12 protein-coding genes are annotated in these 16,325 nt (G+C 68.6%); 5 read left to right on the top strand and 7 right to left on the bottom strand.

All coding sequences use genetic code 11. The features are described from left to right. Window positions 1-20 precede the first annotated feature (20 nt). The 5 genes from ACR4XJ_RS10820 (at window position 21) to ACR4XJ_RS10800 (ending at window position 8,794) form a co-directional block, all read left to right on the top strand. Window positions 21-3,665, top strand: coding sequence for an AsmA family protein (locus tag ACR4XJ_RS10820; RefSeq protein ID WP_434755230.1), 3,645 nt, complete (start codon window positions 21-23; stop codon window positions 3,663-3,665). A 328-nt stretch (window positions 3,666-3,993) separates the two neighbouring features. Then, complete coding sequence (locus ACR4XJ_RS10815) at window positions 3,994-6,027, top strand: two-component system sensor histidine kinase NtrB (RefSeq protein ID WP_434755229.1); 2,034 nt, start codon at window positions 3,994-3,996, stop codon at window positions 6,025-6,027. Next, a complete protein-coding gene (locus ACR4XJ_RS10810; protein ID WP_434755228.1) occupies window positions 6,024-7,556 on the top strand; it encodes a sigma-54-dependent transcriptional regulator in 1,533 nt (510 codons plus the stop codon). Before ACR4XJ_RS10815 ends, ACR4XJ_RS10810 begins: the two co-directional genes overlap by 4 nt. A 98-nt stretch (window positions 7,557-7,654) precedes the next feature. Next, window positions 7,655-8,155: a tetratricopeptide repeat protein gene (locus ACR4XJ_RS10805; RefSeq protein WP_434755227.1), complete on the top strand. Its 501-nt coding sequence runs from the start codon at window positions 7,655-7,657 to the stop codon at window positions 8,153-8,155. Window positions 8,156-8,428: 273 nt separating this feature from the next. Then, window positions 8,429-8,794, top strand: coding sequence for an Hpt domain-containing protein (locus ACR4XJ_RS10800; protein ID WP_434755226.1), 366 nt, complete (start codon window positions 8,429-8,431; stop codon window positions 8,792-8,794). A gap of 24 nt (window positions 8,795-8,818) precedes the next feature. On the opposite strand, the gene ACR4XJ_RS10795 is transcribed toward ACR4XJ_RS10800, so the two are convergent. The 7 genes from ACR4XJ_RS10795 to gcvPA form a co-directional block, all read right to left on the bottom strand. Further along, window positions 8,819-9,082 (bottom strand): hypothetical protein, encoded by a 264-nt coding sequence (locus tag ACR4XJ_RS10795; RefSeq protein ID WP_434755225.1) that lies wholly within the window; start codon window positions 9,080-9,082, stop codon window positions 8,819-8,821. A 218-nt stretch (window positions 9,083-9,300) separates the two neighbouring features. Continuing rightward, a complete protein-coding gene (locus ACR4XJ_RS10790) occupies window positions 9,301-9,927 on the bottom strand; it encodes a peroxiredoxin (RefSeq protein WP_434755224.1) in 627 nt (208 codons plus the stop codon). Between the two features lie 293 nt (window positions 9,928-10,220). Further along, window positions 10,221-10,847, bottom strand: coding sequence for a hypothetical protein (locus ACR4XJ_RS10785; protein WP_434755223.1), 627 nt, complete (start codon window positions 10,845-10,847; stop codon window positions 10,221-10,223). A 66-nt stretch (window positions 10,848-10,913) separates the two neighbouring features. Then, window positions 10,914-11,948: an OmpA family protein gene (locus ACR4XJ_RS10780; RefSeq protein WP_434755222.1), complete on the bottom strand. Its 1,035-nt coding sequence runs from the start codon at window positions 11,946-11,948 to the stop codon at window positions 10,914-10,916. A 154-nt stretch (window positions 11,949-12,102) separates the two neighbouring features. After that, the gene (locus ACR4XJ_RS10775) at window positions 12,103-13,557 is read right to left on the bottom strand and encodes a dihydrolipoyl dehydrogenase family protein (protein ID WP_434755221.1); all 1,455 of its coding nucleotides are present in this window, start codon (window positions 13,555-13,557) and stop codon (window positions 12,103-12,105) included. Next, entirely contained in the window at window positions 13,547-14,992 is a 1,446-nt protein-coding gene (gene gcvPB / locus ACR4XJ_RS10770; protein ID WP_434755220.1) for an aminomethyl-transferring glycine dehydrogenase subunit GcvPB, read from the bottom strand. Before gcvPB ends, ACR4XJ_RS10775 begins: the two co-directional genes overlap by 11 nt. Then, complete coding sequence (gcvPA, locus tag ACR4XJ_RS10765) at window positions 14,989-16,320, bottom strand: aminomethyl-transferring glycine dehydrogenase subunit GcvPA (protein ID WP_434755219.1); 1,332 nt, start codon at window positions 16,318-16,320, stop codon at window positions 14,989-14,991. Before gcvPA ends, gcvPB begins: the two co-directional genes overlap by 4 nt. Between the last annotated feature and the right edge of the window lie 5 nt (window positions 16,321-16,325).

The raw sequence follows: 16,325 nt of genomic DNA, 5'->3' as shown, positions 1-16,325 counted from the left end.
ACCGTCGTACCGGAACCCCCATGCGTTTGCGCCCCCTGCTGATCATCCTGTGCATCGTGCTGCTTGCCGCCGCCGGCGGCTATGCGGCGTTGCGCAGGCTGGTGGATTCGGAGGCGGCGGCGCGCCAGCTGGGCGAGACGCTCACCGGGCTTACCGGGCACCCAAGCCGGGTGCAGGGCGGGGTGCGGGTGGTCTTCGACCCCGACCCCACGGTGGTGGCCCGCGACGTGGTCATGGAGCAGGCCACCACCTTCGCCGGGCAGGAACCGCTGCTGCGGGTGGGCGAGGCGCGGTTTAACCTGCGTCTGGCGCCCCTGTTTTCCGGGCGGGTGGAGGTGCGCGGGGTGGAGGTGGACCGGCCGCGCCTGGTGCTGCTGACCGACGGCGAGGGGCGCAATGGCTGGGATGGCCTGCTGGGCCGCCTGACCGCTGACGGGGCGGCCGGGCCGGACGCTTCCCAAGAGGGGGATGATTCCCCCGCCGATGCCGTACCGCCGCCCGCTCCCGCGCCCGCAGAAAACGGGCCGCGCATCGAATCTCCGTCCCCTCCGGCCTCCACTCCCTGGTTTTCTCCGCAGGTGGTGCTGACGGGTACCGCGTCGCTGCGTATCGACGATGCCGACCTGGAATGGCGCAACACCGGCACGGGCGCCCAGGCGCGCGCGCGTGGCGTGGATGCCGCCCTGGTGGCCAGGAACGGCCGTCTGGCGGAGGCGTCGCTGCGCCACGGCAGCCTGGAATGGGTTGCCGCGCCGCAGGCGCGCCCCGCCGTGCTGCGCGACCTGGACGTGTCGTTCACCACCCCTGGGGGCGGCTGGAAGGCGCTGCGCGACCTGCTGCAGGGAGCGATGGACGTGATGCCCCACCGCGGTGGGGCCGGTACCCCGGCGGGCAATGGAACGGGCTCCGGCAATGGAACGGGGCAGGGCAATGGCACCGCCCGTGCCGACGCCACGGGCCGGAAAGTCCCGCAGGGCAGGGCGGGCGTGCTGCGCATGTCCTGCGCCTACGACGTGGCGCCGGGCGTCAACGGCACCCTGGGGCTGGAGGCGGCCGTCGCCCACGCCGGTCCCGGAGAACAGACTGCCGGGCCGGTTGGCGGCGCGCGCGACATCCTGTGGAGCCTGCTGCCCGGCGAGGCCCACGGTACGGCGCGGGCGCGCGGCCACGTGCCGCTGGGCGGGCAGCCCGTGCCCTTCGAGCTTTCGGTGCCGTTCGACGTGGAGCGGGGCGCGGACCCGCGCGTCACCGGCGCGCGCCTGCAACTGGAGCAGGACGCCGTGGAGGTGACCGCCAGCCTGGGCGGACTCGGCACCGGCGCCGCGACGGCGCGGGGTACGGCCGAGGTGCGGCGGCTCAGCCTGCCGCGCTGGTTCGGCTTTGCGCGCGACCTGCCCGTGGGCTTGCAGCACGCGCTGGACGCCCTTTCCGGGCATCTGGAATTTTCCCTTGACCGGCACGGGCTCCGCGTGCCCGTGCTGCGGGCCGAGGTGTTGGGCATGCCCCTGCACGGCTCGGGCGGAGTGGCTGACTTCGCCGCGCCGGTCATCGCCATCGACGTGGCCGGGGCGGACATCGACGTGAACAGGGTGATGCCCGAACTGGCCGGGGCCGATCCGCGCCCGCTGGTCCATTCCGGGCCGCCCGCCGTCGAAGCGGATGCGGGGGCTGCTGGCGAACCCCACGCCGCCGCCAAGCCCCCCCCGCAGGGGACCGCCACTCCGGCGGACGAGTTGCCCGATGTGGGCTACGACATCCGCGTGCGCGCGGAAAAGGCGCACGGCTGGAAGTTCGACGCGGGCGGGCTGGCCTTCCGCTGCTCGCCCTCGCGCGAGGGCACGCTGCTGGAGTTTACCGCCGCCTCGTTCTACGGCGGCACTGCCAAGGCCCTGCTGGACATCGTGGATGACTACCGGTTGCAGTTCACCGCAACCGACGTGGCCCTGGCGCGCCCGGCGGTCATCGTCAGCGGGCGCGAATCCGCCGCCGGGCGGCTGGCGCTGAAGGCCGACGTGCGCGGGCAGGGCCATACCCTGGGGGCCGTGGTGGCCTCCATGCGCGGCACGCTGGACGCCCGTATCGACGACGGCTTCCTGCTGGTGTGGCGCAACGGCGCGCTGGAGCGGCAGCCGTTCAGCCGGTTCGACCTGCGGGGCGAAGCCTCCGGCCAGGGGCTGCCGGGCGGCAAGACCCCCGCCCGCCTGGCCTGGACCGGGGCCTGGCGGACGGCCATGCGCACCCCCACCGGCACGGACTGGGAGGCCACGGCCACCGGCCCGCTGCTGTTCGACACGGCCACCGGCCTGCCCGTGGCCGCCGACCGGCTGCCCGCCACGCTGCGTCTGTCCCTGCCACCGGCGCTGACCGGCCTCGACCGCACGGTGGAGACGCGTTTTTCCGGTCCTGTCCGCTTCGACTTCGACGTGGGCACCCTGAGTTCGGACCGGCTGGAACTGGAGGCCCTTGCCGCCAGGGGCACCATGGCCCTGAGCGCCACGGGCCTGAACAAGGTTGCCGCGTGGGCGGGCACGCTGTCCGCCCGCTTCCCGGACCCGCGCGCCACCCTGCGCGGGCTGGGCCTGCCCGAATGGAAGATGGGCGACAACGCGCTGCGCACGGCGGAACTGTCCACGGAGTTCCGGCAGTCGGGTGCCGCCTTCGATCTTTCCGACGCCCGGCTGGTGCTGGACGGGCAGTCCGTATCGGGCAACGTCTCGCGCATTTCGGGACAGCGCCCCCTGTGGCGGTTCAGCCTGCACGCCGACCGCTTCGACGCGGACCGCTATTTCGCGCCCCGGCTGCCGGACCCCGCGCCCGGCGAGCCGGAACCCCAGGCGTCCAATGATCCGCTGCACTATGCGTGGCTGCGCGCGTTCGATGCGGACGGGCGCGTGTCGGTGGGCAGCGGCACGTTCAAGCAACTGCGCTTCGACGGGTTCACCGCGCCCATCCTGCTGCGCGGCGGGCAACTGGAAGTGGGGCCCATCGCCTCGGGCTTCTATGGCGGCACGCTGGGCGGCAGCATCCGCGCCACGGCGGGCGACGCGCTGGCCACGCGCCTGGTGCTGGACGCGCGCGACTTCGAACTGGAACCGGTGGGGCTGCGCTTCGCGGGCAAGGACTACGTGGGCGGCAAGGCCATGCTGGTGCTGGACGTGCAGGGCCCCCTGCGCACCGAACTGGACATGCCCGCCGCGCTTTCCGGCACCTGGGCCTTCGAGGTGCGCGACGGCTTCTACAGCACGCGCGGCAAGTCGAGCACGCCGGAGCAGTCCAAGACCCCGTTCTCCGAGGCGCGGGCCAGCGGCTACATGCGTACCGGGGTGCTGCACAACGAGGACTTCACCCTGAACAGCCTGCTGCTGACCATGGCGGGCCGGGGCTGGGTGGACCTGGCGAAAAAGCGCATCGACTACACCACCGACGTTTCGCTGGTGCGCGTGCCCACCTTCCCCATCCGCTTCCACGGCGACCTGCGCAAGCCGGAAACCAGCGTGCGGCAGACGGGCATCGTCACCGGCACCCTGGGCAACCTGGGTAGCACCGTGTTCGACCTGCTGGGCGGGATCATCGGCATGCCGCTGCGCGTGCTGGAAGGCTTGCAGGACGCGGCGCGCGGCAACGGCAACGGCACGGCGGGCAGCGGCCAGAAGTCCGGGCAATAGTCCGGGCAGTAGTCCGGCGCGTCCCTGCACCCCCGGCGGCCCGCCCGGAGTTTCCGCCTCCGCATGATTCCGCTCCGTTCCCTCCCTTTCCCCTTCGCTTCCCTCCCTGCCTCGGCCTGTCCGGGGTGCACACGTGCAAACGGTGGTTGCGCATTTTCCTGATGCGTGCAACTTTATGCACATAAAGAATGGCTATCGGGCTGTTTGTGCAATGCGCCCTCCGTAACAGCATGAAATCATGGTGTGCACACGTTGGCACGGCGTTTTCATGCGTGCGCCCACGCCCGGTTTCTTGTGCAGCCGGGTGCACGCATCCCAAGGAAATTTCATGGATATAGCCGACAAGAACACCGAGCGCAGCACCCTGATCATCGCGGTGATGGCGCTGGTGACCATCGGGCTCTCGCTCATCGTCTCCACCGGGCAGACCCTGAACCGGCAGGAAGAGGCGGGCACGCAACACCTCATCCTCACCGCGCGGTCGGTGTTGCAGGCGGTGGAAACCTCGTTGCGGCGGGGGCTGTTCATGCGGCCCAACGGGCCCGGCCTGTTCAGCCCCGGCACGGCCGAACTGTTCCGCGAACTGGAGCAGAGCGGCGACGTGCTGTTCGTGGGCATCATCGACCGGCAGGGGGGGCGAGTGCTCACCTCGCGTCCCACGCAGGAGGCGGGCGGCACGCTGGTCTTCCCGCCCGAGGCGTTGCAGGACCTGGCCCAGAAGGGCGAGTGGCACGGCCGCGCCACCTTCGGCAAACTGAGCGCCTATGTGTACGGCAAACGCATCCTGCCCCGCAGCCACACCATGATGCATGACCAGGAGATGGACGGCACGGGGCAACCCCATTCCGACGCCGCGGGCGACGGGGCGCAGCCGCATGTTTCCGGCCCCTTCGGGCAGGAGGACTTTGCGCCCGACGACCCCAACCAGTTGCCCACCTTCCTGGTGGTGGGGCTGGACATGGCCAAGCACCTCGCCGTGTACCGGGGCTTCCGCCAGAACGCGCTGTTCCAGGCAGCCTACATCCTGGCGGCGGCGGTGTTCATCTGGGTGCTGACCATGAGCTTCCTGAAGCGCCGCGAGCAGGCGGGCCGCGCAGCCGTGCTGGAACGTTTCCAGGCCAGGCTGGTGGACAACCTGCCCGACGGCCTGCTGACCATCACCCAAGACAACGTGGTGCGCGCGGCCAACCCGGCCGCCCACGACATCCTGAAGGCCCGCGACGGCAGCCTTGCGGGCACGGACGTTGCCGACCTGCCGCCCGAAATCGCCGGGTGCATCGCCGGGCCGGACAGCGGGGCCACCCCCGGCTGGACCAACCGCACCGTGGACGGCGCGCATCTGGAAATCCTCACCCTGCCCATCCGTGAAAGCGACGAGGAGCACGACCGGCTGGTCATCATCCGCGACCGCACCCAGATCCGCGAACTGGAAAAGAGCCTGAGCGAGGCGGAAAAGCTGGCCGCCGTGGGCACGCTGGCGGCGGGGGTGGCGCACGAGATCCGCAATCCGCTCTCGGCGTTGCGCGGCTTCGCCCAGTATTTCGCCAAGAAGCTGGCGGGCAGGCAGCCGGACGAGAACTACGCCCAGACCATGGTGCGCGAGGCCGACCGGCTGAACCGGGTCATCACCGATCTGCTGTACCTGGCCAAGCCGCGCGCCATCGAGCCGCACCAGGTGAGCCTGGGCCAGCTGGCGGCGGAACTGGAAAGCCTGGTGCGCTTCGACGCGGGCAAGCTGGGGGTGCGCATGCGCACCAGCCTGGGGCCCGACCTGGTCATGGCCGACGAGGACGCCCTGAAGCAGGCCCTGCTGAACCTCGTCCTGAACAGCCTGGACGCCCTGTCGCAGTGCCCTCGGCCCGACGGCGAGGGCGGGCGCGAGATCCACATTTCGTCCATGGCCTCCGACGGCGGGGTGTGGGTGTTCGTGCGCGACACCGGCCCCGGCATGAGCCGCGAGCAGCGGGAACAGGCCTTCGAGCCGTTCTATACCACCAAGAAGAAGGGCACCGGCCTTGGCCTTGCCCTGGTGCACAAGACCATGCGCGACCACGGCGGCCGGGCGCAGATCGATTCGGAGGTGGGGCGCGGCACCACGGTGGCGCTGTTCTTTCCGGGGGCGGGGCACGCCGCCCGGCCCGGCGGAGCAGGGGGAATGGATGCGCCGGAGGGCGGCGACCCGCTTGACCACGGCACGGATATTCCGGCGGGCGGATGCCCCGGCGCGGCGGCCTTCGACATGGCCATGTCCGGCCGGGAAGGGCGGGGCGGGACCGGCCACGATCATGCCGCCTCCAGACAATCCACCACGGACCAGTCCGCCACGGATACGGTCATCGACATAACCGAGGACAGACGATGAAGCGACTTCTGGTCATCGACGACGAGCCAGGGCACCGGCTGATGGTCCGCGCCGTCATGGAGGACAGCGGCTGGAGCGTGGAAGAGGCCGGTTCCGGCGAGGAAGGGCTGGAACTGCTGGCCCAGGACCGCGTGAACGTGGTGCTGCTGGACATGCGCATGCCCGGCATGGACGGCCAGGAAACGCTGGCCCGCATCCAGGACATGTATCCCGGTCTGCCCGTGGTCATGCTGACCGCCTTCGGCACGGTGGGCTCCGCCGTGGTGGCCATGAAGAAGGGCGCCTTCGACTACCTGACAAAGCCCGCCGACAACGAGGAATTGACGGCCGTGCTGGAGAAGGCGTGGGATTTCGGACGGCTGATGGAAGAGAACGAGAATTTGCGCCGCCGCCTGAGCGACGACGACCCCACCGCGCCCATCGTGGGGGCCAGCCAGGCCATGTGCCGGGTGCGCGACTTCATCCGGCAGGCCGGACCCAGCGAGGCCACCATCCTGATCATGGGCGAATCGGGCACCGGCAAGGAGTTGGTCGCCCAGGCCCTGCACGACGCCAGCAACCGCGCCGCCCAGCCCCTGGTGAAGGTGAACTGTGCGGCCCTGCCCGGCCACCTGCTGGAAAGCGAACTGTTCGGGTACATGAAGGGCGCGTTCACCGGGGCCGTGCGCGACAAGCCGGGGCGCTTCCAACTGGCGCGCGGCGGCACGCTGTTCCTCGACGAGATCGGCGAACTGCCGCTGGAATTGCAGTCCAAGCTGCTGCGCGCCCTGCAGGAGCGAGTGGTGGAGCCCTTGGGCGCGGTGCGCCCGGTGCCCGTGGACGTGCGCATCATCGCGGCCACCAACCGCGACCTCAAACGCGCGGTGGAGGCGGGCGAATTCCGCGAGGATCTCTTTTTCCGGCTGAACGTGCTGGAGGTGGTTTCGCCCCCCCTGCGCGACCGGCTGGAGGATTTGCCCATGCTGGCAGGACGCCTGCTGGAACGGCTGTGCCGCAAGAACAAGAAGGGCATCCGCAGCGTGAACCCGGAATTTCTCGACGCGCTGATGCGCTATGCCTGGCCCGGCAACGTGCGCGAACTGGAAAACGTGCTGGAGCGGTCGCTGATTCTCAGCCGTTCGGATACGCTGGGCCCCGAATCGCTGCCCTCGCAGGTGCTGGCGGACCGTCCCGAAAGGTGGCAGGACCGAATGGTCCGGCCAGAGAGGCCAGAGAGGCCGGACAGGTCCGAACGGTTCGACAGGCCGGACCGTGCAGACAGGCCGGACAGGCCGGACATGGCGGGCGCGCCGCGCGGCGATGCGGGCTGGCCCGGCGAGGGCGATGCTCCCATGGCCGGGGGGTACGGCGGCGGGGGCGTGCCGGGGGCCTACCCCGGCTCGCTGGACGACGCGGAACGCGATGCCCTGTTGCGCGCGCTGGAAGTGCACGGGGGGCATCGGGAACGCACGGCGGACGCGCTGGGCATCAGCCGTCGCACCCTGCAATACAAGCTGAAGAAGTTCGGGTTGATCCGGCGCGGCATGTAGCCCGCCAGGGAGGCAGCATGAACAGGTTGCGCGGTATTTCCGTCCTTGTGGCTCTTGTTGTTGCGGCAACCCTTGTGGCCGGGTGTTCCGGGAAAAGCATGCAGGCTTCGCAGTTGCTGGAGCAGGGCCGCTATGCAGAGGCCGCCACGGCCTACGCGCAGGTGACGGCCGAAGATCCGTCCGACTGGCAGGCCGGGGTGCGCCACGGCTATGCCCTGTACCGCAAGGGCGACCATGCGGCGGCCCAGGCCGTGCTTGCGCCGCTGATGAACGACTGGCGCGCGGCCCAGTACGCCAGGTTCTGGGCGGGCATCGCCGCCATCGCCGCCCGTGACGGCGACGCGGCCCGCGCCGCGTGGTCCGGCTGGACCACGGACAGGTTCGAGGTGCTCCGGGTGGTGCGCCCGCGCGTCGAACTGCTGCGCGCGGACGAACTGGCCCTTGGCCCGCAGTCGGCGGACTTGTATGCCCGCGAGGCCGCCCAGGCCAATGCCCTGGAAGAGATGAAGCGCTCGCGCGACATGTTCCGGCGCGGCATGGACAGGGGCGACGTGCCCGATCCGGCGTTGCCGCCGACCCCTGTGGAATATCTGCCGTAGCCCCGTTTTTCCGGCGTGCGGGCAGGGCAGCCGTTGCCGGTGGCCTTGTCCGCGTCGCCGGGGTTGCGGCTGCACGGCGCAAAACATGAAAAACCACCCCGCAAGGGGTGGTTTTCGCATTGCAAATATTGATGGAAAGAGCCTCGTGAGGGGTACCCACTTGCGGACGAGGGGCGTATTGCCGTAGGTTGGCCGATGAACCTCGGCACCGCGCCCGCATTCCGGCGGGATGTCCGCCAGTGGCGCGGCCCGGCAATCCTCCATGAGTGTCCCATGAGCGAGCCCGCCCTCCATCCCGTCTTCGACATCGATGCCGTGCTGCACCGCCTGCAAGGCGACCACGAATTCCTCACGCTGCTGCTCGATACCTTCCTGCCCGACTTCGTCGACCGGCTGGCCAAGATGCAGGCCGCACTGGGAGAAGGGCGGCTGGACGACCTTGCCCGGCTGGCGCACAGCCTGAAGGGGGCCTCCGCCACCATCGGCGCGTCGCGCCTGCACCACCGGGCCTCCGCCCTTGATCTGGCCTGCCGCAACGAAGACTTGGCCGTGGCCCGCCGGGAATGGCTGGGTCTGCTGGAGGATTCCGAGGCCACCCGCACGGAGATTGCGGCGTGGCTGACGGTCAACAGGAGTTGACCCGGACCGCCGCGCAGGCCCGCGTCAGGATGCGTCGCCATCCTCGAAGCAGCCTTCCGGGCAGAAGGCCATCAGTTCGGTGAGCACCCCGTCCGGGGCCACGTCGCTGACCAGAAACGGCCGTTCATCCCCTTCGCGCCACCCGACGATGTCGGGCGCCAGTTCCGTGCATGCCCCGCACCCGCTGCAATCGCCCGGCGAAAGCAGCACTTCCCTGAATCCGCGCGGCGTGGCCGCGGCGTCCTGCTGCGCGTCCATTCCCCGTACCGAGTCCTGCCGGTTGGTCATGTGCCCTCCCGGGCGCGTTCGCGCGCCCATCCTTCAACTATGGCCGCTGACGGGACGAGGCAAGGGGCTGCCGTCGGCAGACATCCTTGGTTCGTCATCCATCCGCGCCCGCGCCCGGCAAATGCAAACGGGGCGCGACCTGCGTCGTGCCCCGTTGCCTGCATGGCGTTGGAGTCTGGTGCGGCGGCCGACGTTGCATGGCTGCCGCAGGGTGCGCGCTAGGGGTTGAGATCTTCGTACACCTTGCCCACCGACTTGGCCGAGGGGGTCAGGGTGCGGGCGCCGGGTTCCCAGCGGGCGGGGCAGACTTCGGCCGGATGGTCCCGCAGGTGCTTGTTGGCCTGCATCTTGCGCACCAGTTCGGCGGCGTTGCGGCCCACGTTGTAGAAATTCACCTCGGACCCCACCAGCACCCCTTCCGGGTTGATGATGAAGGTGCCGCGCAGGGCGGTGCCCGCGCTTTCATCGTACACGCCGAAGTAGCGCGAAACCGTTCCGGTGGGGTCGGCGGCCATCTGGTAGCGCACGTTCTCCAGCAGGCGTTCGGAATTGCGCCAGGCCAGGTGCGAGAACTTGGTGTCTGTGGACACCGAGATCACTTCCACGCCCAGTTCCTTGAGCGCCGCGTGGCGTTCGGCAAGGTCCGCCAGTTCGGTGGGGCACACGAAGGTGAAGTCGGCCGGGTAGAAGACCAGCACGGTCCATTTGCGGTCCTGCTGCAATTTTTCCAGGGAAACCTGGCCGAAGGAACCTTCGGTGGGATCGTAGGTATCCATGGTGAAAGGCTTGACCGGGCGGCCGACGATGGCGGAGGCGGGGTATTCCTGTTGGGTGGGGCAGCTCATGTTCGATGACTCCTTTGAAAAGAGTTGTTAGTAATGATTTCTGGTATCACTTATGGCAGCGCGGGGCCGATCCGTCAAGGGGACGTGAGAAAAAAAGTGATCCAGCGCCATGCGCCGGAATCATGCGCAAAATGCGGGGGAATGCCGGAAGCTGCTGGTACGGCGCATGCCGGGTGAAGGATGCGTGCGCGGATGACGGCCAGCCGCCCTGACCGTGCGCCCGTGCAAACGCAAACGCCGCACGGACGAACATCCGTGCGGCGTGAAACGGCGGGCTGAAGCGGGCGGAAGCGTCAGTCGATCCACTTGCCCTTGTCGTAGCGGATGATCTCGGTGACGCGGCGGGCCTTGACCATGGTGAAGTCGCCCGCAAGGGCGGCTTCCTTGGTGGCGGCGCGGCTTTCGAATTCCTGCTCGTGGTAGACGATGAGCCCCACGTACTTGGCGCCGGGGCCTTGTGCGTCGTGCACGTCGGTGGAGAGCGAGTCGGGGTCCACGGCCAGATAGCGGGCCACGAATTCGTGGCCGTTCTGCACCACGTCCTTGCGGGTCTGGCAGGGACGCAGACTTTCGTTCATGTGGCGCAGCTTGGCGCGGGCCAGGGTATCGAGCTTGTTGTGCACTTCCTCGATGGTGTCGCCCGCGGACTTCTTGGCAGGAGCCACCTTGGCCACCTGAGTGGTCTTGGAAGCGGTCTTGCCGGTCTGGGCAGGCTTCTGCGTGGCGGCCTTGGCGGTCTTGTCGGCCGTCTTGCCCGTGGTCTGGGCGGCGGCCTTCTTCGTCTGCTGCGCCGGGGAGGCGGTGGCGGCGGTATCCGCCGCGCCTGCCGGAGAAACGCAGACAGCCCCGGCCAGGACCAGGGCCAGAGTGACGGGCAGCGTCAGGGCCTTTGCGGCCATCGCGATGCGGCCTTGCTTCATCGACTTCGTCTCCGTTTGCGGAAAGGCCCGGCGGGTTTCCCCACCGGGCCTTCATGGTCCGTTGTGCTACTTGAGGAAGGAGAGTTCGACCCGGCGGTTCAGCTTGCGGGTCTCTTCGGTGCTGTTGTCGTACTTGGGCATGGACTCGCCGTAGCCCTTGGTGATCAGGCGCGAGGATTCCACGCCCTGCTTGACCAGGAAGTCCTTGACCGACTTGGCGCGGGCTTCGGACAGCTTCTGGTTGTATTCGTCGGTGCCGAGGCTGCAGGTGTGACCGGCGACTTCAACCGAGCCCTTCTTGGACTTCAGGATGGCGGCGGTTTCCACCAGGATGCTGGTGGCGGTGGCGTCCAGCTTGGCCGAGTTCAGGGCGAACTGGATGCTGCGCAGCACGATCACTTCGTCCATGGGAGCGGCGGCGGCGGCGGGGGCGGCCTTTTCTTCGTAGAAGACGTCGCGCACGAACTTGTCGAGGGCGGCTTCGTTGGCCAGCAGTTCGGGGCCCTTGGCGGTAACGGCGCAGCCGTTCAGCTTGGCGATGGCGTCAAGGGTGGCCTGACCGGCGGGCTTGTCGGCCATGGAGATGACGTGCAGGCACAGGCCGGGGTTGGTGGAGAGCAGCATCTTGGCTTCGGCCACCGGGTCGGAACCCAGGTTGGATTCGCCGTCGCTGACCATGATCATGGCGGCCTTGCGCTTCATGGCCTTGGCGTAGGTGGCCTTCTGCAGGCCGGTGCCCATGGGGGTCAGGCGGGCGAAGGTGTCTTCGTTTTCGTTCAGCTTCTTGATGGCCTTTTCATAGGACGCCTTGTCCCACGCGGCCACGGGCTGGATTTCGGTGGACGGAGCGAAGGTGTGCAGGCCGCCTTCGTAGCCCAGCGCCGGGATCTTGGCGTTGATGGCCGAGAGCAGCTTCTTGGTCAGTTCCATCTTGTTCTTGCCGACCTTCTCGTGCGACATCATCATGGACCCGGAGTAGTCCACGAAGAAGTCGAAGCTGGCGATTTTGGGAACAAGGGTGGATTGACCGGCGGCGAAGGCCGGAGCGGCGCAGACGAGCATGAGCGCCGCGACCAGAGTCAGAAGTTTCGCGATTTTCATGGGAGCCTCCAAAATAGCTGATGTTGACGCAGGGTAAAAACTCCAGCCCGGAATTATCTTCATATTGTGCAAGTTACCGACAAAACATGGTCGTGACAAGACCATTTCTGCATTTTATACACAAAGTTTCCGATTTTTCATGGGCCGCATGCCGTCACGCGGACTCTTGCGGAGCCTCCATGGCGGCTTCCAGAGCTTCATCCAGCGTCGGATGGGCGAAAATGACAGAGCCCGCGTCGTGCGCGGTCCAGCCCGTGGCCGCGCCGCTCCCTCCCGCAAGCACGGCCGCCAGCGTCACCAGATGCGACACGCCGTGTCCCACGGCGGTCACGCCCCGGATGCGCCCGTCAACCCAGACGATCTTGACGAAACCCTGCGTCGTTCCATACGCCTGCGCAATGGGATTGGCAATGAGCATGGAGCGGGAAACACGGGGGGAAAATCCCGCATTCTTCAATTCTTCCACGGTAGGGCCGACGCGCATCGCTTCCAGGTGGCCATAGACGCACGCGGGCATCACGCCCGCGTCGTAGGCCGTTGCAGTCGCGCCGCAGGCGTGGCGCACCGCGTAGCGGGCCTGGTGGTCCGCCGCGTGGGCCAGCAGGGTGCGGCCGTTCACGTCGCCGATGGCGTACACGCGCGGGGCCGCGCGCAGGCAGTCGTCGGTCTGCACCCAGCCCGGCCCGCGCAGGGTCGCGCCCAGCACGTCAAGGCCGATTCCGGCGGACGCCGGGCGGCGGCCCACGGCCAGCAGGGCCTTCTGCGCGGTCAACTCCTCGCCGTCCTCGAAGCGCAGAACGGCCTTGCAGCCGGTCCCCCCATCCCCCTCGTTCACGGTCGCCAGCGAGGCCACCTTGCGCCCGGTGTGGATGGCCCACCCCTCGCGCGCGTAGACCTTGCGCAGGGTGTCGCCCACTTCGGGGTCCTCGGTGGGGGCCAGGCGGCCCATGCCTTCCACGATGGTGATGCGCGTGCCAAGGCGGGAGAAGAAGTCGGCCATCTCCAGGCCGATGGCCCCGCCGCCCACCACCATGAGGCTTTCCGGGGCCTCGGTCACATCGAGCAGCGCGGTGGAGTCGAGCACCGCCGCGCCGTCGGCGGCAAGGCCGGGAAAGCTGGCCGGAGTGGAGCCGGTGGCCACGATCAGGGTACCCCAGGCCAGCCGGGTTTCCTGCGTGGTGCCGTCGGCCTGCACGGCGGCGACGGTCAGCTCGCCATCCCCGTCGGCCGGGTTATCTGTGGGCGGCGCGGCGGTCACCCGCCCTTCGCCCGCGTACACGGCGATGCCCGCCGCCTTCAGGCGCTTTTCCAGCGCCTGGCGGGTGCCCTTGACGTACCTGTCCTTGCGCTGTTGCAGGGCGGGTAGGTCGAAGGCGATGTGCCCGTCGGCGGCTTTCAGCTTCTTCTGCGCTTCCAGCAGCGGCAGGGCGGCGGTGGCCCCCAGCAGCAGCTTGGTGGGGATGCATCCCCGGTTCAGGCAGGTGCCGCCCAGGCCGTCACGGTCCACCAGCGCCACGGAAAGCCCGCGCGCCGCCGCATCGAAGGCGGCCCGGCTTCCGCCGGGCCCTCCTCCGAGTATGATCATGTCGTAGTGGGCGCTAGGCGTCATCCGTCAGCACCATGTTGCGGGCCGCCGCCGTCTCGTCCAGCCTGCGCACCGGCGTGTTCACCGGGGCCGCGTGCAGCGCGTCGGGGTTTTGCGCCGCCGATTCCAGAATGGCGATGAGGTCGTCCGCGAATTCGTCGAGCGTCTGCCTGCTCTCGGTTTCCGTGGGCTCGAACATCAGGCATTCCTTGACGATGAGCGGGAAGTAGATGGTGGGGGCGTGGTAGCCCTTGTCCAGCAGGGCCTTGGCCACGTCCAGCGCGCGGATGCCGCATTCGGCGTGGTTGCAGGCGGACGCCACGAACTCGTGCATGCAGATGCGGTCGTGCGGGATTTCCAGCACCTTTTCCAGCCGCTTGCGCAGGTAGTTGGCGTTGAGCACCGCGTATTCCGAAACGCGTTCCAGCCCTTCGCCGCCCAGGCGCAGGATGTAGGCATACGCCTTCAGCAGCACGCCGAAGTTGCCGTAGAACGGGGCCATGAAGCCGATGGACTTGGGATGGTCGTAGTTCAGGTAGTAGCGGCCGTCGTGCAGCTTTTCCACCCGCGAGACGGGCAGGTACGGCACCAGCCGTTCGCTGACGCCCACCGGACCGGCGCCGGGGCCGCCGCCGCCGTGCGGGGTGGCGAAGGTCTTGTGCAGGTTCAGGTGCACCACGTCGAAGCCCACGTCGCCCACGCGCATCTTGCCGAGGATGGCGTTGAGGTTGGCGCCGTCGTAGTACAGCAGGGCGTCCACCGCGCGCAGCTTTTCCACGATGCGCGGCAGGTGGTTTTCGAACAGCCCCAGGGTGTTGGGGCAGGTCATCATCAGGGCGGCCACGTCGTCGGTCAGGGCGGCTTCCAGCGCGTCCGGATCGACCATGCCGTCCTTCGACTCGATGTTGATCACCTCGTACCCGGCCAGCGCGGCCGAGGCGGGGTTGGTGCCGTGGGCGGAATCCGGGCAGATGACCTTGGTCTTACGGTTGCCCTTGTCCTTGTGATAGGCGGCGATGAGCATGGCCCCGGTAAGCTCGCCGTGCGCGCCCGCCATGGGGTGCAGGGTGAACGCGCGCATGCCGGTGATCTCGCACAGCAGGCGCTCGGTCTCCCACATCACCTCCAGCGCGCCCTGCGCGTACTGGCCCGCGCCCTTCAACTGGGCCATCAGCGGGTGCAGCCGGGTGAAGCCCGGCAGGGCGGCCACCTGTTCGGTGAACTTGGGGTTGTACTTCATGGTGCATGAGCCGAGGGGGTAGAAATTGGAATCCACCCCGAAGTTCAGGCGCGACAGCCGCGTGAAGTGGCGCACCACGTCCAGCTCGCCCAGTTCGGGCAGGGCGGGGCGCTTGGCGCGCAGCAGGTTCGCGGGCAGCATGTCGGCGGCATGTTTCTTCGGCTCGGCGGGCAGGCAGGCGGTGCGGCCGGGAACGGATGCGGCGAAGGCGGTCTTCACAGGATACCTCCCAGCATTTCGGCCAGAATGCCGACCTGTTCGAAGCTGTTCTTTTCGGTGCAGGCCACCAGCAGCACGTCGTCCATGCCCGCGTAGTAACGTCCCACGGGAAAGCCGGGCACGTAGCCGCGCGCGGTGAGCCGGTCCACCGCCTCGAAGGCGGGAACGGGCAGCCGCACGGCGAACTCGTTGCCGAAGGGGGCGGTGTTCAGCGGGCGCACCCCGGCGATGGCGGTCAGCCGTTCCATGGCGTAGCGGGCGCGTTCCATGGAAAGTTCCGCCGTGCGGACAAGCCCCTCGGGGCCCAGCAGGCACAGGTGCACCAGCGTGCGCAGGGCGCACAGGGCCTGGTTGGAGCAGATGTTGGACGTGGCCTTGGCGCGGCGGATGTGCTGTTCGCGCGCCTGCAACGTGAGCACGTAGCCGGTGCGGCCTTCGATGTCGTTGGTGCGGCCCACGATGCGGCCGGGCATCTGGCGCACCATGTCCTTGGTGCAGGTCATGATGCCGAGGTACGGCCCGCCGAAGCTCAGGGGCTGGCCCAGCGACTGGCCTTCGGCCACGGCGATGTCCGCGCCCATTTCGCCGGGCGTCTTCAGCACCGACTGCATGACCGGGTACACCGAGATGACCGACGCGGCCTTCTGCGCGCGGGCGTGGGCGAAGAGGTCGGTGAAGTCCTCCACCACCCCGAAGAAGTTGGGGTTCTGCACCACCACGGCGGCGCAGCCGGTGTCCACGGCGGCCTTCAGGGCGGCCAGGTCCGACCTGCCGTCCACCTGCGGCACGGTGACCAGGTCCAGCGAGAGGTTGGACGTGTACGAGGCCAGCATGGTGCGCCAGATGGGGCTGACCGCTTCGTCGATGACCAGCTTGCGGCGCTTGGTGGCGCGCACGGCCATCATCATGGCCTCGAAGATGGCCGAGCCGCCGTCATACACGGAGGCGTTGGCGCAATCCATGTCCAGCAGGCGGCACACCGCCGTCTGGTACTCGAAGATGGCTTGCAGGGTGCCCTGCGAGGCTTCGGGTTGGTAGGGGGTGTAGGCGGTGTAGAATTCACCGCGCGAGACCAGCGCGTCCACGGCGGCCGGAATGTGGTGGCTGTAGAAGCCGCCGCCCAGGAAGCTGACCACGTCGGTGCGGTTGCGGGCGGCCAGTTCTTCCATCTTGGCCAGCACCTGCATCTCGCTGAGGCCCAGGGGCAGCTCGAAGCTGCGCGGGCGCATCTCTGCCGGAATATCGACGAAAAGATCCTCGATGCTCTGCACGCCGATGACGGAGAGCATTTCCCGGACCTCCTCTGGGGAGTGCGGGATGAACGGCATGGGCT

The sequence above is a fragment of the Nitratidesulfovibrio sp. D1 genome (assembly GCF_051133415.1).
Taxonomy (GTDB): Bacteria; Desulfobacterota; Desulfovibrionia; order Desulfovibrionales; family Desulfovibrionaceae; genus Cupidesulfovibrio.
The sequence above is the reverse complement of the archived record's forward strand: the minus strand, read 5'-3'. Positions and strand labels throughout refer to the sequence as shown.